The sequence below is a fragment of the Lysinibacillus sp. COL-1 genome (genome assembly GCF_059814265.1).
In genome coordinates this window covers 1,154,696-1,171,819 of record NZ_JCAWSJ010000004.1, presented here as the reverse complement: position 1 = coordinate 1,171,819, position 17,124 = coordinate 1,154,696, and the positions used below count along the sequence as shown (strand labels likewise).

Here is a 17,124-nt window from a genome sequence, read left to right as displayed (position 1 = left end):
GTAACTACATTATGGTTTATTGCACTTTTTTTAAAACCTATCGAGCAAAGAATCCCTATTAAATTCATTTGAAATAATCAAAAATACCTATGTTAGGTACCTCTTTATCTCTAATTAACAAATACCATAACATCTATTCACATGTCTTCAAAATCAACATTTGTTTCAAATGAAGCATAATTTGATAATTAGATATAAGAAAAAAGAAGTATTTGTAATATAAGAAATTTCGTTATGGCAATTAACGATTTTGGTGTCGAAAGCTTTATGTAGATACAAATCAGTTAAAAGAAAATGAGCTAGCTGCTTAAAAGGGAGTATTCCCCAATAAAACAAAATTATCCGAATATAAATAATATTCGGATTTCTTCCATTATAGTAATGTACGTTTTTTATTATAATTTACATATAAATTAGATATAGCTAAATTATAAGGAATCCACCTGTTTTTAACTGCTTTATCTATTGCTTGAATACGAGTCTTCACTGATAATTTATTATAAATTTTATTAATATTTATATTGATCGATTTTTCCGAGATATTAAGTGTTTGACTAATCTCTTGTATATTTTTACCTTCTGCAAGCATGAGCAAAATGACATATTCACGCTTTGTAAAAAGATGAGATATGATTTCCTTCGAATCAAAAAGTTTTAAATAACTTTTTATAAAAATGGTCATTGTCGAACTATTAAAGTAGTATTCACCTTTGGAAATTAAATCTATTGCCTTTCTTAATTCTTTTGATTTTATATTATATAAAACATAACCTGAGACGCCAGCTAACAAAGCCTCATGAATCTCGTCCTCTAAAATAATTGAAGTAAGAATAACAACATATGTATTAGGATATTCGGATCGAATCCGTTTTACATGTTTTAGGTTATTTTTACTTAGATCATTAATGACAATAATATCTGGCTTGTAATGTTTCATTAAATCATAAAGATTTTTTGATAAGTCAATTTCTGAATAGATATTGTAATCACTTTCCAGTATTTTCACTAAACCCATTTTCAAATAAAGATTGTTTTCTAAAATGATCATATTCTTCTTAAGCAAATTGAAAAAGTCCCCCTTTTCATTTAAATCATAAAAATATTCATTAAATTTTATAATCTATGTAATTTTTTTTAATAATTTATAAACCTTTTCTCAGTTTCGCACTGTTAAAAAAGGCTTTAATTTAGTTAAATCTTAGCAGTTATATAAAATAAATCAAAATCTACTTTTGATAGTTTTTTAACTTGCTTTGATAATTAGTAGCATCATTGTTAGATTAATTATTTATGCAATGCCTCATTTTAACTTCCATGAAGAGAGTGAAATTTTGAGCTAGAGCTATAACGGGGTTCATGTGTGTTAATAATAAAAAGAAGTCTATTTAGATTAGATGACAACAAACATGGGGAGTATTGTTAGGAGGGGGTTTAAGATAAAATGAACAAAGTTTTACAACCAATACATGTATATTGTTTGTTATTCTTATCAGTTAGTTTTTTAGCACATTTCGTTTTAATTCCCACAATTTTCACAGTGGTCGAACGTGAAGCATGGATAAGTGCATTAGCTAGTGTAATCCCAATATTCTTTTTTGCCTTGTTTATTTCTAGAATTACAACAAATAATACTTCATTTCTTGAATTAACATCTGTCCAGACTAGCAGACCACTCTATTTATTCATCATTACTTCATATATAGTTTATTTTATTTCATCTACTTTCGTCTCACTCAAATTTACAATTATTTGGGCAGATGAAAGTTTTAACTCTGATTATCCATATTTTATAACAGTTATTTTATTTATATTATTATGCTTTTATGGTTCCTTAAAAGGGATCAAAACCATAGCTATCCAGTCCATAATTATTTGTTCACTCTACATTTTTTTGTTTGTACTCCTCAACTTAGGGAACTCAATGAACAATGAATATGAACTATTGTTACCAGTATATACAAGTAATACTCCGTCCATTTTATGGGGAATATTATACATATGTATTGGTATTTTAGAAATGGGTTTTATTTTAATTGTTTTAAATGGTTATGTAAAAGAGAGAATGAAAAGAAAAGGAATACTCGTTTTTTCTATTGTATTTGTCCTATTGGTTTTTATTTCCATCGCGACTGCTATATCTGAATTCGGCATTTATATAACCCAGAAAATGCTCTTTCCTCTAAACGAGCAATGGAGGGTTTTATCATTTGGTAAGTACTTTACAAGATTGGATTCTTTATCTGTTCTCCAAATATTATCAGTGGCTTTTATTCGCATATGTTTATTTATGTATATTGTATCTTCCTTTTTTAAAAACCGAAAATTAATATTATTCATTTGTTATCTATGTTTAACAATAGGATTATTAATTCCTTGGTCTGTTTCTGATTTTTTGTCATTTATAAAAAGCACTTATCTCCTTTCTATTTTTGTATTTTTATTCTTATTTATGACTGTTTTCTACGTATTAGAAAAAAAGCAAAAGGGAGTTCATAATCTTGACTGAAAATAGGGATTTTTTTTATAAAGAATTAAGTCACCAATCAGATATAACGGTAAGTAGTAAATTCTATATGTTTAATAACGAAAAACATGAAGTTATATTTATCTATTGCCATAGTTTAATTGATAGTGTACTTTTTTTGAATTCATTATTACCAAATATTAGATTTTTGGCTGAACAAGGCCATTTACACGATGTCGAAATTATAAATCGCTATTTAGAAGTACAGGAGAGAAAAGAGTTCAGAACGAAGACAGATGAAATAAATAGCAAAATTTTCTCAGGTTTTTTATATTTTTTTCATGTTCCATCAAACAGCTTATATTCAACCAATTTAGCTAAACTACCTGAACGATCCATTGAAGAATCAAATATGGAAGTCTCATTAAGAGGACCCAGAGACGGGTTTATTGAAAATATAGATACCAATTTTTCTTTAATAAGAATGAGATTAAAAAGTAAAAATTTATCAAGTGACCAGTTTACAATTGGTGATATAAGTAAAACAAAAGTTTTATTGCTCTACATTGAGAACAATATTGATCAGACCACTTTAAAGAATGTACAAAACAAACTAAATAAAATAAAAGTAGATAATATTGCAAGTAGTTATCATATTGAAGAATTACTTTATGATAAGTTGACCCTCTTCCCTCTCCTTGATTATTCAGGAAGACCCGATTTTGTAGTAAGTTCTCTCAATAAGGGCCGTTTTGTCATATTGGTAGATGGAAGTCCAAGCTGTTTAATTGGACCCGCAAATTTACTACTTATTTTGAAAGCCCCGGAAGATGATCAAACTAATTTTTTATTTGTGAGTTTTTCACGAATTTTAAGGATTACCTCTTTATTAACAAGTATATTTTTACCTGGGTTTTGGATTGCATTAACTGTCCATCAACTTAACCAGTTACCCTTTCCCTTACTAGTTTCAATATCTGCATCTAAAATTGGACTACCCGTCTCTTCTTCGTTCGAAATTCTTATTATGCTCGTTTTTTTTGACCTCTTTCGAGAAGCGGGCATACGTTTACCTAAAGCTGTAGGTCAAACAGTTGCAGTTTTAGGAGGCTTAATAGTTGGTGATGCTGCCATAAGAGCAGGATTTACATCACCATCAACATTAGTAATTGGAGCACTTACTGTTATATCTAGCTATACATTAATTAATCAAAATATACTAGGAAATGTATTTTTAATAAGAGTTGCTACATTAGTAATTGCCTCCTTTTTTGGAATGTATGGCTTTGTTTTAAGCGTCTTATTTTTCTTAACATATATCTCATCATTAGAAAGTTTCGGGCATCCTTACCTTTCTACATTTTACAAAGTAAGTATACCCAATCTTATTAAAGGTTTTTTGAAAATGCCATTTAGAATTAAAATAAAAGACTGACTGCTTTTTCAGCAGAAGGGAGATTATAATTGTCCCATTACTATACTTGCACAATTAAAATAACATTCATTTTTCCTTTATTATTTATGCTAGGCGGTTGTTTAGGTACGAAGGAAATACAAAGTGAAGTTTATATTACCGCTCTTGGTATAGATTATTCTAATGATGCGTATCATTTATATTTTCAAGCTTTCGGATTTACGAATGTTGCGGGCTCAGATCCTGGCATTTCATCTGAGCCTGCTCCAATTGTTGTTGGACATGGAGAAGGTGAAACAATACAGGGAGCAATCGATGATATAGAAAAGAATTCTGTTAACCCTTTGTATTATGGACATATACAAACTTTCTTTATTTCCAAAAATATATTGGATGGACATTTAGATGAATTTTTTGATTTTTTTAGTAGGGATTACTATTTACGTTACAATACTTTAGCTTATGGATTTGAAGATGATAATATTAAAGAGATAATGAATGTACATGGTCTCTTTTATAAACCACCTATCTTAACATTTCCTTATGATCCAAATGAACAATTATTCTTTAATTCGTTCATCTCCACCAGTACTGTACAAGACATGATTAAAAGATATTATGAACCAGTTGGATCAATAATGGTTCCTTCCATACAGATTAGTGAAGATTATTGGATGGAGGATAATACATCTAAAGATATATTAAAAATAAGTGGTGCCTATTTTCTTTCACATCAAAAATTCAATGGCTGGATAAAGGAAGAAGAACTATCAGGGTTAGATTGGTTTAATAAGGATTTTAAAAACATGAAATTATCAATAAAGGATAAGTCTGTTTCGATGTTTATTGATACTATAGATTATCATATAGAAATTGTGGATAATTCGATTCCTAAATATATACTTAATTTAGAAATAAAAGCTTCTATCAGAGAAAATCCAAAAAATATTGGCAAAGAAACAATTGAAAATGATATTAAAAATATTATTTTATCACAGTTTCAAAGTACATTTAATAAAGGGCTGGAAATAAACACTGATGTCTTCAATTTCTCAGAAAAAGCTTATCGTTTCAAGCCCCAATCATGGACTGTAGATGAATTAAACTCCATTACTGAAAATTCAATTAAAAAATTTAATATAAATGTTTTCATAAAGGATGAAGGAGCTAAAAAATAAAAGATCACCTTCACCCTGTTGAGGACATGATATTATCCCCTTTCATTAGAACGTAAAAAACTACAATACGTTGAGACTTAAAGGGGATTTTTGTATGCCAAAAAAATCGTATCTATTCGTATGAATTTAAAGGAAGTATGTAGGTGGTGAAAATAAAATATCTGTTTATTCCCCTCACTTTCCCGATGTTATCGAAGCGAATATTCAACTTAGTTATCCGCTATGAACAAAATGTTCAAAATGAACTTTTTACTCCTATTAATTTTATGTCACATAACTTTCTTTATATTGACCCTCCGCATTGAACATTCTATTATAATCCCTGTTAATGATTATCATTTTCATTACCAGAAAGGAATGGTTAGAATAATGCAAGGATTTACTAAGTTAGGAAAATTGAGTGGTGTAATGCTATTACTGTTATTAACAGTCATGATGGTTTTAACTGGATGCAATGCTGCTCAAAAAAATACAGAGACAGAGAAAAAGGAACAAACTTCTACGGAAGCAAAAGAATCAAATAGTAGAACAATTAAACACGAGATGGGAGAAACTGTTATTACTAATACCCCTCAAAAGATAGTTACTCTAGAGTTATCTTTTGTTGATTCTTTAAATACTTTAAGAATTAATCCTATAGGAATTGCGGATGATAATAAAAAGGATATGATTGCCAAGCTTGTTGGTCGTGACATAGATTATACATCTGTAGGGACTCGTGAACAGCCTAACTTAGAGATTATTAGCTCTTTACAGCCAGATTTAATCATTGCAGATGCTGAGCGACACAGTGCTATTTACAAAGATTTACAGCAAATAGCTCCTACAATTGTCTTAAAAAGTCGTGAATCGACATACCAGGATAATTTGGACTCTTTTAAAACAATTGCAGAAACATTAGATCAAAAGGAAGCTGCTGAAAAGAGATTAAATGAACATAAACAAATTATAAACGAAATTAATTCAAAGCTAAGCCATGATTCGAATCTAACTGTTTTACCTGCGGTTGTACGAGATACATCATTTCAAGCACATACTACTTCTTCTTATGATGGTGAATTGCTTGAACAATTAGGTCTGAAGGTGGCCATTCAGAACGAACAACCTTATGTTGAAATGAGTCTGGAACAACTTGTAGAAATCAATCCAGATGTGCTACTTTTAGCTAATAATGAAGGTAAACTGCTTACTGATGAATGGAAGGAAAATCCACTTTGGAAAGACTTAAAAGCAGTAAAAAATGAACAGATTTATAGTGTTGATAGAGATTTATGGACAAGATTCCGAGGCATTATTTCAGCAGAAGCAATTGCTAAAGACACATTAACAAAGCTGAATGAAAAATAAAATAAATAAAAGAGGAGTAAGTAAGGTATTCTACTTACTTCTCTTTCTAGTAAGTCTTATCTTTTGTAAGAAAGTGTGTTGTAGTTAATGGAATCTATAGTTAAAGGTAAAGTAAAAATATATAGTACAGCAATAACTGCAATCGTTTTATTGATTTTAGGAATTATCATTAGTGTCTCTGTAGGGGTAGCAGATGTCGATCTATTAATGGTTTTGAAGTCCTTCTTCGAAACCAATCCATCAAAAGATCAATTAATTATTCAGACCCTTCGATTGCCCCGAGCTATCATCGGAGCATTAGTTGGTGCTAATTTAGCCGTAGCAGGTGCTCTTATGCAGGCGATTACTCGAAATTCATTAGCTTCCCCACAAGTATTTGGTGTGAATGCAGGTGCTTCATTGTTTATTGTCACTGCTTTCGCCCTCTTTCCTTCTCTCTCTTCCCCATCACTCGTTTTTTCTGCTTTTATCGGGGCAGCAATAGGAGGAATAACAGTCTATTCCTTTGCTTCCGGAGGAGGAATGACACATGTAAAACTGGCGTTAGCTGGAATGGCCGTACATTTTCTTTTGTCCTCTTTAACTCAAGGAATCATTATTTTTAGTGAGCAGGCAAAGGATGTTCTGTATTGGCTAGTGGGGTCAATTAATGGAAAATCATGGGCACATGTTATGATCATTCTTCCATGGTCTATTTCTGGGCTATTCATTGCCTTATTACTTTCTCGATCTATTTCTATACTTGTCCTAGGAGAAAGCACTGCCCAAGGTCTCGGACAACAAGTAAATCGCATCCGTACTCTAGCTGGAATACTGGTCATTATTTTGGCTGGCTCTTCTGTAGCTGTCGCAGGTCCGATAGGCTTTGTAGGATTAATTGTTCCTCATATTGTTAGGAGAGTGCTAGGAGGAGATTATCAAAGAATCATTCCATTCTCTGCACTTTTTGGGGCTATACTTTTAGTTTACGCAGATATTCTCGCTCGATTTATCGCTTACCCTTTTGAATCGCCAGTTGGAATAGTTACAGCAATCATTGGGGCACCATTCTTCCTTTATTTAGCAAGGAAAGGAAGGCATATTAAACAATGAATAATAGACAACAGTTTAGGCAAAAACAATATTTTCATCCTAAGCTTATTCTCCCTGTGCTTTTAATCATCATCTTCATTTTATCAATAGTAAGTCTAGGTTTAGGAGCTATTTACATTACACCATCAGAAATCATTCACAATTTAATTGGGGAAGGAACACAAAGTCAAAGATTTATACTAAACAATTATCGTATTCCCCGTATTATAATCGCTATCATCGTAGGAGCTGGACTAGCAACAGCTGGAGCAATTTTGCAAGGAATTCTCCGTAATCCATTAGCCTCTCCAGATGTAATCGGCGTTACGAAAGGGGCTGGTTTAGCAGCCGTTATCATCATTGTTCTATTCCCAACGTCACCTATTATTTTTCTTCCCCTTTCAGCTTTTATTGGAGCAGCTATCATTGCTGCCATTCTAATGCTGTTTGTTTATAAAAAAGGTGCTCAGCCAAATACGTTGGCTTTAGTGGGAATAGCTTTAGGAGCAATATGTCAAGCAGGGATAGAATATTTAATGATTAAGTTTCCAGATGATGTAAGCATGACTCTTTTATGGTTGACTGGAAGTCTTTGGGCAAGAGGATGGGACCAAGTGTATCTTTTGCTGCCATGCCTCATTCTTATCCCAATACTATTTGGATTAACTGCTAAATTAGATATTTTGAGCCTTGGTGATGATATAGCTACAGGTCTTGGAGAACGCTCAAAATTTTTGCGATATATTTTACTAAGCGTTTCCGTTATTTTAATTGGCGTATGTGTTGCCACAGTAGGTTCTATCGGATTTATTGGTTTAATCGCTCCTCATATTGCCAGAAGAATTGTAGGATCTAAATTTAACGTTTTACTTCCTGCTTCTGCGCTCTTCGGTGCTATCCTTCTCTTAGTCGCTGATAGCCTAGGTAGAGGTCTATTTCCTCCAATAGAAATACCTGCTGGTATCATTACAGCAGTGATTGGTGCACCATATTTTTTATATTTATTACGTGCTGAACGAAAAAAAGCATAAGAAAGGTGAACATTTATGACAACATTATCAGCCGAGCATCTTTCACTGTCCTATGGATCAACTCAAATCCTTGATGATATAAATTTAGTCATTCCTGAAGGTAAGATTAGTGTTATTATTGGGTCGAATGGTTGCGGCAAATCAACTATTTTGCGCTCCTTAGCTAGATTATTAACACCTCAAGAAGGAATAGTCTATTTAGATGGAAAAGCCATTCATCAGCAATCTTCTAAAGAAATTGCAAAGAAATTGGCTATTTTACCTCAAGGTCCAGAAGCTCCGGAAGATATAACTGTTAAAGATCTTTGTTATTATGGTAGACATCCACATAAAGGTTTATTGTCTAGACAAACGCTGGAAGATGATGCGATTGTAAACCGTGCGTTAATGGCCACCAAAATGACCGATTTTGTAGATCGTACATTGGATGAGCTATCTGGAGGGCAAAGGCAAAGGGCTTGGATTTCAATGGCTTTAGCACAAGACACAGATCTTTTATTATTAGATGAACCAACAACCTATTTAGATTTGGCTCATCAAATTGAAATACTAGAATTGTTACGCAATTTAAACGTAACTCATGGTCGAACAATTGTTATGGTTTTACATGATTTAAATCAGGCAGCACAATATGCTGACCACCTTATTAGCATTGTTAAAGGAAAAATTTTTCAAGAGGGGCCGCCTGAAAAAGTATTTACCAAAAGCATGATTAGAGAAGCATTTGGACTTGATTGCTGTATTATTGAAAATCCTGTTGATCAAACACCACTGTGTATTCCTATCGGCTTATCATTAAGCTAGTACTAAGTACAAGGGACCGCTACTTTTAAGATGTAGCGGCCCCTTTATTTACGAATCCATATGAATACCCATTAATTGTTCATACATCCTACTTTGATTTTCTAGAAAAATAATCGTTTCTCTTCTATTTTTATAAAAATCATTCCACATATACATTTGAAGCGTTTTCTTCCATTTCTCAGTCTTCACCATTTTTTCGATTGTTGCATCCCAAAATTCAATTTCAGCATTTGACATGTTCGGAGGCCCCATCACTCCACGCCAATGTTCAAAAACTAAATCAATTCCTTGCTCAGCCCATGTCGGAACCTCTGGTAACTCCTTTAATCTTTTTTCAGAAGAAATCACTAGTAATTTTATTTGATTTGATTCAGCATATTTTTTCGCCTCTGATAAAGACATCGTGGCAACATCGATTTGTTTTTTTAATAATGCCTCCACCACTTGTTCACTATTTTCATAAACATAAAAGTCGAGCTGTTCCGTTTTCAGCCCAACCTGTTGACTAGCTAATACAAAGGAAAGTTGATCATCATTTCCAAGCCTTGGGGAAACACCGATTTTATAAGCATGCGGATCTTTCTTGAGATCGTCCATTAACTGTTTAGCACTGGATATTTTCGAACCTTTTGAAACAATGGTAACTTCCCATTCAGTCGCTAAGGTGGCAATTGGTGTAAAGTCTTTATACGTTAATTTACTTTGACCCAATAAATAATTAGTGATAAGTAGACTTGAATTAATGGCTATTACTGAATCTGTTTGATCCTTTGTATATTTCCAGCCTAATTCCCCGCCAACACCGACTTTATTAATAACAGAAATATTCTGATTCATCAAATTTTCACTTATCAATATATCTTGCATAGCCCTAGCTGTTACATCCCATCCCCCACCAATTGAGCTAGGTGCAATAATCGTTACCTCTTTTGTGATTGGTTCCTCGATTTTAAATTCATTTGTAGAGCAAGTAAAGAGAATTATCATGAACAGTAGGAATAACATGAGTTGTTTCTTCTTCATTCGTTAGACCTTTATCATAAATTTACAGTGTTTTGTCATATTAGGTAATACTTCCTTTCAGGTCTTCCGACAATTCCATAATCATGTTTAGCTGTACAGACGTTGATTGAAACCAAATACTCTAGGTATCTTCTTGCCGTTGTTCTAGATGCCCCCATCTTTTCCCCCATTTCCTCAATTGAAACGCCACCTTTAAGCTCAAACATTATTTCTTTGACTTTTTGCAAGGTTAAACGATCCACCCCTGAAGGAAGGTCCTTTTGATTCATCACAGTTTGGACAGAAGTGCCAAAGAAACTATCAATAATTGACTGATCGATTTCATCCCTACTATTAAAGAGCTCTTTTTTCCTTTTATATTCCTCGATGATTTCAATAAACTTTTCCATTGTTACCGGCTTTAAAAGATAGTGGAAAACGCCAAAACGCATAGCCTTTTCTAGCATAGCTTTTTCAGTTGCTGCCGTAACCATAATAATATCTACATTTGGATAGTCTCCCCTTATTTTCTGAAGTAAATCAGTTCCAAGCTCATCGGGCATATAAATATCTAATAGAAGTAAATCAACTTCTTCTTGCTCAAGCAGGTTCAATGTTTCTTTAGCATTTAACGCCTTCCCAACCAAGCTTACATCAGATACTCTCTTCAAAAATCCCTCTTGTATTTGTGCAATTCGAAAGTCATCCTCTGCAATCACAACTTTTATCACTTTACTTCTCTCCTCATATGAAAGCCCTTTTTGGCAGGTATACTGTAAAAATGGCTCCTCCACTCTTATCATTATGCACTTCAATTGTGCCCCTTAATGACTCCACAATTCGTTTAACATTGAATAAGCCATACCCCCTATTCTCCCCTTTAGAAGAATAGCCCAAAGTGAATATGGTATCTATTTGTTCCTCAGACAGCCCTTTTCCGTTGTCTGTTACTTCTATTATGATGTCATTACCAAAGCCAGTAATTGAAAACAATACCTTCTTACTTTGTTGATTAGCGACCGCATCAAAGGCATTATCAATGAGATTTCCGATAATTGTAATAATATCTGTTACCTCAATATTGCTTGGCAAAGGATCGACATGACTATCAGGATCAATTTCTAATGTTATTTTCTTTTCAGAAGCTTTCCCTAGTTTCCCTAACAAAATTGCTTGCACATTAGCATCATGAATTTGATTAAATAATATTTGATTTCTATGTTGATAGGTGATTGACTCCTTTTGAATAAAATCAAAAGCATCCTTATATCGTTCTAATTGGAGCAAACCAGATATTAAATATAATTTATTGGTGTATTCGTGGGTTTGCGCTCGTAAGCCTTCTGAATAAGCCCTAACCTCTGATATAGTATTGATTAAATTCTTTAATTCAGTCTTATCACGGAAACTAGATACAGCCCCCATAATTTGATTGTTTTTTATAATAGGAATAACGTTAAAGATAAAAACGATATCATTCAAGAGAATCTCAACATTGTGCATCATTTTTCCTGTTTGCAAAACCTCTTCAATTTTTGAATTCTTTAGAACGTCATTGATATGCTGACCAATTAATCTTTCTTCATTAAGATTCATCATTTTCTTAGCCGAATGATTGATTAATGTTAACAATCCATTTTGATCAATCGCAAGAATTCCTTCTTTAATAGACAAAAGAATTGCGCTTCTTTCTAGGTATAGCGATGAAATCTCGTGTGGTTCTAAACCTAAGGTATCCTTTCTAATACTTTTTGTTAGAAAAATACCACCTATGATACCGAGCATTAGTATCACAATAGAGGCAATGACAATGGTCTTAATTCTACTAATAATATTTCGATAAATGTCTGTTTCCAAAAACTCTACCGAAACGACTCCAATTATGCGCTGGAAATCACCATAGTCGGCCATTATTGGCACTTTCCCAATAATAACGGAGCCACTGCTTCGCTCAACTTCAAAAATATTTGAGCCTCCAAATAGCAGTGCTAGATCATTGGTATCATCTAAACCACTTTCCTCAATATCATTTTCTACATGAGAATAAATGATCTTATCACGATTTTCAATGATAATATTTGCTGCGTTTACCTGATCTATCACTTGCTCAGCGATAGGACGAAATTGAGTTTCTAAGTCCTCTTGTTCAATTGCATCTCTTAATTCAGGCATAAGTGAAATCGATTTTGCCGCTTGTAATGCTAATTGTTCTACTTGATTTCTAGTATCTACTGCTTGTAAATAAGCAAAGACACTTGCAAGCAGCGTAATAATGAGAAGTATAAGGGAACTAATTAACCCTAGTATTTTCGTTTTTAATGTAATCCTTTTATTTTTAAACATCGTATTTAACCCTTCTAAATTAGAGAGACAGAATTATATTGAATGAAGAAAATAGTAGATAACTCTCGTAATGAAATTTAGCTTATGAATATCCCATCTTATTGTACTTTACAACCACTATTTTATACATCTTTTCAAGCACCCCTTAGGATATGGTGAATGCTCACATTTAAACAAAGATGATACAGTTAGTTCGCTCATTTCTGTCATCCATTCTTTCGAAATTGCTTACTGTATAAGCATTAAATAATCCCCACCGTTCATAATCAAATGGGGATTGAATTCTCTTTAGATTTCTACCAGTAGAAGAAGTTATTCATATAGTAATATGATTTACCCTGCTCATAAAATTAATGTTGTATTCCTTAGTTTCCCTCGTACGAAAGATAAAACAAACAGCATCTTCAACTACCATGCACTGTTCCTTGAGGTGCATTTCTTTACATTCAAAACATCTTCGTTTGCTATCTCCTTAATAGTCACATCATTTTACTTATATTGGTGTTAAAGGATGTATTTTTTAGTCTGTTCTGCATTTTGAATTTTTTCAATTTTATTATTAAATCTACAGTGGATAAGATGATAAAGTAGATTTAGCAACAACCATATACCGCCAATTATAAACAAATTCGTTTGAAACGGTATATAATCACCCGTTTTTATCGAGAGGCTTTTTTGTATGAACTGACAAACTATAACACTTAATGAAACCATAATGATAAATGCCACATTTAAAAGAGGTTTATAAATACTGATTAACATTTTGTTAATGGACTTTGCAGAATACCCTAACATATTTAAAATAAGAATATTTCTTGTGCAATCTTGAAAATTTAGCAGTATGACAAGATAAAGAAGCAAACAGCCAATCATACATCCTAATAGTTGATTTATCACTGCACTTATTTTATTTGAAACATTATTTTTTTGTAAATAAGCTAAACGTTCCTTTTCTGTTATTATTGATTTATTCTCATACTGTTTAGGAACAGTGTTTGAAAGTATTCCGTTATAGCTTGACTCTTTTATGGATAACATACTTGCTAATTGCGGTTCTGAAAGATAAATAGTCTTATTCTCTGCATTTCCCACAATAGCAGCAACTTTTAGTTTATAGATTTTATGTTTAATATTTACTTCAATATAATCATTTTGTCGTATTCCATAGAGTTCAGATAAAGCTTCATTTATATACACCTCTTTTTCTTTAGGTAAGAAAAGCTCCTTGTGATCTAATGTATAAAATTGAAACAAATTTGGTTTTTTATGAAATCCTATTGCTTGTTGATTAATTTCATTTCCTTTCCATGAAATCTTCACATTACTTCTTAAATAGAAAGTACTATCTTCTTCTAGTGGATGATACGGCTGATAATTTTCAAACTGAATATCATATTTATAGGACCTACCAAGTGTCTGGGTTTCATAAATATATTGACTGCTGAAATGAAGTGACATGCTCATAATCCATAAAACTGTAAAACAGCCTACTGACAGGAATAGTAAAGACACTGCTAATGGCTTACGTAAAGCTATGCGAAATGAGCGCCGATATTTGATTGGAACTGCATTGGATAGTTTATTGCTAATGAAAACTATCCATTTATTTTGGTGTTCTTCAGGGAAATTACATAATAATGAGGAAATATCAAATTTTAAAAACTTATAGTATGGCACTATTGCCATGATTCCCGATAATACAACAATAAATAGGAAATCTATTGCTAAATTTGAAGGGAAAATTCCCTTTTGAAGTGATTCAATATCAAAAGATGAACGATATAATTGTAATAATACATCTGAGCAAACCCATCCCAATATGAAGCCTACTATAAAGGCAATAAAAGAAAGACTACTATTAATGAAAAACATAACTGCGATTATTTGTTTATTTGAACATCCGAAAGCCTTATAGCAACCAATTTCTTTCAGATGATTACGGTAATATTTTAAAAAAAACATATAAAATGCAAAGGCTGCAATTACAGAAAAAATGATTAAAAAAGTAGCTGCTAAAATTTGATTAGAATGCAATGCAATCAATAGCTCTTTTTGCGAGCTATTAATTAATATCCCATTTGCTTTATTGTAAGCCAAATGTTTTAGATTCCCATCTATAGATACTTGAACAAAAAAGTACATAAATGAGCCTAAACAGCTCAGAAAAAATAACACAGACATAGTCGCTTTTTCACATAGTAAACTCTTGAAAATTTGTTTAAACACACTACTCATTATAGAATCTCCGTGGAGAAGTATTTAAATAATCGTCCTCAATAAGACCGTCCTTCATGACAATAATACGGTCTGCCACTGTGGAAATTTTGAGGTTATGTGTAGAAAAAATAATGAGTGTACCATAGGTTTTATTTAATTCCTTTAAATAGTCCACAACTTGTTTGCTGTTATGCTCATCCAATGCTCCTGTTGCTTCATCACAAAACAAAATTTCAGGATTTTTAATCATTGCACGTGCGATAGAAACTCGTTGTTGCTGACCACCAGATAATTCATTGGGAAATCGATCTGCTAATGTTTCGATCCCTAGCCTTGCTATAAGTTCACGGAATTCTAAATCTTGAGCATTCCCTGTTTTCCCTAATTCAATATTCTCCCGTACCGTTAATTCCGACAATAGTAAATAGTCTTGGAAAATATTACTGAAATTATAGCGTCTGAATTGAATCATCTCTTTTTGTTCCGCATGAGAAATATCTAAATCTTTATAATAAACATTTCCTCTTGTTGGCTTCATTAGTCCTGACATGATATTGATGAGTGTTGATTTCCCACAACCACTTTGTCCGAGTATCACATTAAACGTATGGGCAAAAAATGAAAGGTTAATTTCTTGTAAAACTGTATCAAAATCATTAAATTTTTTGCTTATATTTTGTAATTTTAAAACAGCTTCCATTTACCAATCTCCTTTTTAGTTAGTAAAAAAGCCAATATTATCAGTTGTTCCTAAACCTTTATTGATCAATTCTTCATAGGCTGTTATTTTATATGGAATGGTTTCTGGATCCCAATGAAATAAATCTTTATCTAAATAAAAATTTGATAGTGTCAATAACATTTCAGCTATTTCTAAGGGATAATTTGTGTAAAAAATTTTTTCCTCCACTCCCTGTTCAATGATTTCTGCAAAATACGGAGCAAGATATTTAGTTAGACCTATCATCAGTTTTTGATGGAATACAGCATTTTCAGGTTGATTCATCATTCGATCTTGCTCTTTATTTTGATGAAAAAGAGAAATACTATTTTGAACTGCCATTTTAAGTCTTACATCTGCGGATAATGTCTTATTATCCATCGTCTTTATTTCCACTACCGCATTTTCAACAAACAATTTAACAGCTTCATCTACACATTCTTCTTTTGACTGAAAATAATGATAAAAGGCTCCTCTTGATATGCCCAATTCCTTTATGATTATCGGAAGTGTCATTTTTTCATAACCATATTGCAGAAGAACCTCCCAAATTCGAATTAAAATGTCGTTTTTTTTATGTTCATAGTTTTTATTTGTCCTTGCCATCATAAACCTCCTATAAATAAACCGACCAACGGTTTATTTATATATTTCCATATTTTTCTTATGAAGTCAAGGAAATTGGCATAAAAATTTAGAAATATCAAGGAGATGAAATGAAGAACTTTAAACTTTACCTTTCCTCCATATTCTTTTGTTGAAGTAATTATTTTGTAATCAACACTTCGATGCTTATCGAAATCTTTATATTTTACAATGTGTTATGACAGCGAAAACATTTAGTAGGAGGAACTTAAAATGACAATAATAAAGCAAATACCAAATACAAAAATGATAAATCCTAAAATTTTATATTATGGATTTCCTGTAATTTTACTGAGTACATTAAATGAGGATGGAACAGTGAATATTAGCCCTTTGTCATCTTCTTGGGCATTAGGAGACTGTATTGTCTTAGGTATTGGCCTTGGTGGAAAAGCAATAGAAAATTTAGAACGACATCCTGAATGTGTCATTAATATTCCTGACCCCTCTCTATGGGAAAATGTGGAGCAGTTAGCTCCTTACACAGGAAAAAAACCAGTTCCAGATTTTAAGAAACAAATTGGTTTTACATATAGAAAAGAGAAATTTGATATTTGTGGATTCACACCTATTAATTCTACAACGGTCATTCCTACTCGGATTATGGAGTGTCCCATTCAAATCGAGGCAAAGGTAAAACATATTCGTATCCCAGATTATTCTCCTACTTTTGCAATTGTTGAGACACAAACGATACATGTACATGCTCATGAGGAAATTATTATTGAAGAAAATCATATTGATCCAAATAAATGGAGCCCACTTATTTATAATTTTCGGCATTATTTTGGTCTGGGAAGCAAGCTAGGTAACAACTTCCGTTCAGAGATCTAAACATAATCAAGTTGTACTAGATACAGTATAAAAGTAAACCCATACTCTATTAA

The 17,124-nt window shown here is 32.3% G+C and carries 15 protein-coding genes; 8 read left to right on the top strand and 7 right to left on the bottom strand.

Annotated features, from left to right (window positions below; all coding sequences use genetic code 11):
- Window positions 1-373: 373 nt before the first annotated feature.
- Window positions 374-1,063 (bottom strand): response regulator transcription factor, encoded by a 690-nt coding sequence (locus tag AC6BKE_RS14035; protein ID WP_499856996.1) that lies wholly within the window; start codon window positions 1,061-1,063, stop codon window positions 374-376.
- 378 nt (window positions 1,064-1,441) lie between these two features.
- Between AC6BKE_RS14035 and AC6BKE_RS14030 the strand changes: the two genes are divergently transcribed.
- The 7 genes from AC6BKE_RS14030 to AC6BKE_RS14000 all read left to right on the top strand — a co-directional run bounded on the left by AC6BKE_RS14030 (window position 1,442) and on the right by AC6BKE_RS14000 (window position 9,309).
- The gene (locus AC6BKE_RS14030; RefSeq protein WP_499856994.1) at window positions 1,442-2,506 is read left to right on the top strand and encodes a GerAB/ArcD/ProY family transporter; all 1,065 of its coding nucleotides are present in this window, start codon (window positions 1,442-1,444) and stop codon (window positions 2,504-2,506) included.
- Window positions 2,499-3,899 carry a spore germination protein gene (locus AC6BKE_RS14025; RefSeq protein WP_089932134.1) on the top strand — a complete coding sequence of 467 codons (1,401 nt, stop codon included), beginning with the start codon at window positions 2,499-2,501 and terminating at the stop codon, window positions 3,897-3,899. Before AC6BKE_RS14030 ends, AC6BKE_RS14025 begins: the two co-directional genes overlap by 8 nt.
- A gap of 29 nt (window positions 3,900-3,928) precedes the next feature.
- On the top strand, window positions 3,929-5,056 hold the full coding sequence (locus AC6BKE_RS14020) for a Ger(x)C family spore germination protein (RefSeq protein WP_499856993.1): 1,128 nt from the start codon (window positions 3,929-3,931) through the stop codon (window positions 5,054-5,056).
- A gap of 369 nt (window positions 5,057-5,425) precedes the next feature.
- Window positions 5,426-6,403 carry an ABC transporter substrate-binding protein gene (locus AC6BKE_RS14015; RefSeq protein ID WP_499856991.1) on the top strand — a complete coding sequence of 326 codons (978 nt, stop codon included), beginning with the start codon at window positions 5,426-5,428 and terminating at the stop codon, window positions 6,401-6,403.
- A gap of 87 nt (window positions 6,404-6,490) precedes the next feature.
- The gene (locus AC6BKE_RS14010) at window positions 6,491-7,495 is read left to right on the top strand and encodes a FecCD family ABC transporter permease (protein ID WP_499856989.1); all 1,005 of its coding nucleotides are present in this window, start codon (window positions 6,491-6,493) and stop codon (window positions 7,493-7,495) included.
- Window positions 7,492-8,505 (top strand): FecCD family ABC transporter permease, encoded by a 1,014-nt coding sequence (locus tag AC6BKE_RS14005; RefSeq protein WP_058843329.1) that lies wholly within the window; start codon window positions 7,492-7,494, stop codon window positions 8,503-8,505. The genes AC6BKE_RS14010 and AC6BKE_RS14005 overlap by 4 nt, the downstream gene beginning before the upstream one ends.
- 15 nt (window positions 8,506-8,520) lie before the next feature.
- Window positions 8,521-9,309 carry an ABC transporter ATP-binding protein gene (locus AC6BKE_RS14000; protein WP_036124909.1) on the top strand — a complete coding sequence of 263 codons (789 nt, stop codon included), beginning with the start codon at window positions 8,521-8,523 and terminating at the stop codon, window positions 9,307-9,309.
- 48 nt (window positions 9,310-9,357) lie between these two features.
- Here AC6BKE_RS14000 and AC6BKE_RS13995 read toward each other — a convergent pair whose 3' ends face one another.
- The 6 genes from AC6BKE_RS13995 to AC6BKE_RS13970 form a co-directional block, all read right to left on the bottom strand.
- The gene (locus AC6BKE_RS13995) at window positions 9,358-10,332 is read right to left on the bottom strand and encodes a tripartite tricarboxylate transporter substrate binding protein (protein ID WP_036124911.1); all 975 of its coding nucleotides are present in this window, start codon (window positions 10,330-10,332) and stop codon (window positions 9,358-9,360) included.
- Window positions 10,333-10,367: 35 nt separating this feature from the next.
- A complete protein-coding gene (locus AC6BKE_RS13990; RefSeq protein WP_058843327.1) occupies window positions 10,368-11,042 on the bottom strand; it encodes a response regulator in 675 nt (224 codons plus the stop codon).
- A gap of 13 nt (window positions 11,043-11,055) precedes the next feature.
- Window positions 11,056-12,654, bottom strand: coding sequence for an ATP-binding protein (locus tag AC6BKE_RS13985; protein WP_036124914.1), 1,599 nt, complete (start codon window positions 12,652-12,654; stop codon window positions 11,056-11,058).
- Between the two features lie 504 nt (window positions 12,655-13,158).
- Entirely contained in the window at window positions 13,159-14,889 is a 1,731-nt protein-coding gene (locus AC6BKE_RS13980; protein ID WP_499856987.1) for an FtsX-like permease family protein, read from the bottom strand.
- On the bottom strand, window positions 14,882-15,571 hold the full coding sequence (locus AC6BKE_RS13975) for an ABC transporter ATP-binding protein (RefSeq protein WP_058843325.1): 690 nt from the start codon (window positions 15,569-15,571) through the stop codon (window positions 14,882-14,884). Before AC6BKE_RS13975 ends, AC6BKE_RS13980 begins: the two co-directional genes overlap by 8 nt.
- Before the next feature lie 15 nt (window positions 15,572-15,586).
- Window positions 15,587-16,198, bottom strand: a complete 612-nt coding sequence (locus tag AC6BKE_RS13970; protein WP_058843324.1) for a TetR/AcrR family transcriptional regulator — start codon at window positions 16,196-16,198, stop codon at window positions 15,587-15,589.
- A gap of 252 nt (window positions 16,199-16,450) precedes the next feature.
- On the opposite strand from AC6BKE_RS13970, the gene AC6BKE_RS13965 reads away from it, so the two are divergent.
- Window positions 16,451-17,071 (top strand): flavin reductase family protein, encoded by a 621-nt coding sequence (locus AC6BKE_RS13965; protein WP_058843323.1) that lies wholly within the window; start codon window positions 16,451-16,453, stop codon window positions 17,069-17,071.
- Window positions 17,072-17,124: the final 53 nt, after the last annotated feature.

Coding starts and splice junctions, on each gene's coding strand:
- AC6BKE_RS14030 (WP_499856994.1), top strand. CDS start 1,442: ATGAACAAAGTTTTACAACCAATACATGTATATTGTTTGTTATTCTTA.
- AC6BKE_RS14015 (WP_499856991.1), top strand. CDS start 5,426: ATGCAAGGATTTACTAAGTTAGGAAAATTGAGTGGTGTAATGCTATTA.
- AC6BKE_RS14010 (WP_499856989.1), top strand. CDS start 6,491: ATGGAATCTATAGTTAAAGGTAAAGTAAAAATATATAGTACAGCAATA.
- AC6BKE_RS14005 (WP_058843329.1), top strand. CDS start 7,492: ATGAATAATAGACAACAGTTTAGGCAAAAACAATATTTTCATCCTAAG.
- AC6BKE_RS14000 (WP_036124909.1), top strand. CDS start 8,521: ATGACAACATTATCAGCCGAGCATCTTTCACTGTCCTATGGATCAACT.
- AC6BKE_RS13995 (WP_036124911.1), bottom strand. CDS start 10,332: ATGAAGAAGAAACAACTCATGTTATTCCTACTGTTCATGATAATTCTC.
- AC6BKE_RS13985 (WP_036124914.1), bottom strand. CDS start 12,654: ATGTTTAAAAATAAAAGGATTACATTAAAAACGAAAATACTAGGGTTA.
- AC6BKE_RS13980 (WP_499856987.1), bottom strand. CDS start 14,889: ATGAGTAGTGTGTTTAAACAAATTTTCAAGAGTTTACTATGTGAAAAA.
- AC6BKE_RS13975 (WP_058843325.1), bottom strand. CDS start 15,571: ATGGAAGCTGTTTTAAAATTACAAAATATAAGCAAAAAATTTAATGAT.
- AC6BKE_RS13970 (WP_058843324.1), bottom strand. CDS start 16,198: ATGGCAAGGACAAATAAAAACTATGAACATAAAAAAAACGACATTTTA.
- AC6BKE_RS13965 (WP_058843323.1), top strand. CDS start 16,451: ATGACAATAATAAAGCAAATACCAAATACAAAAATGATAAATCCTAAA.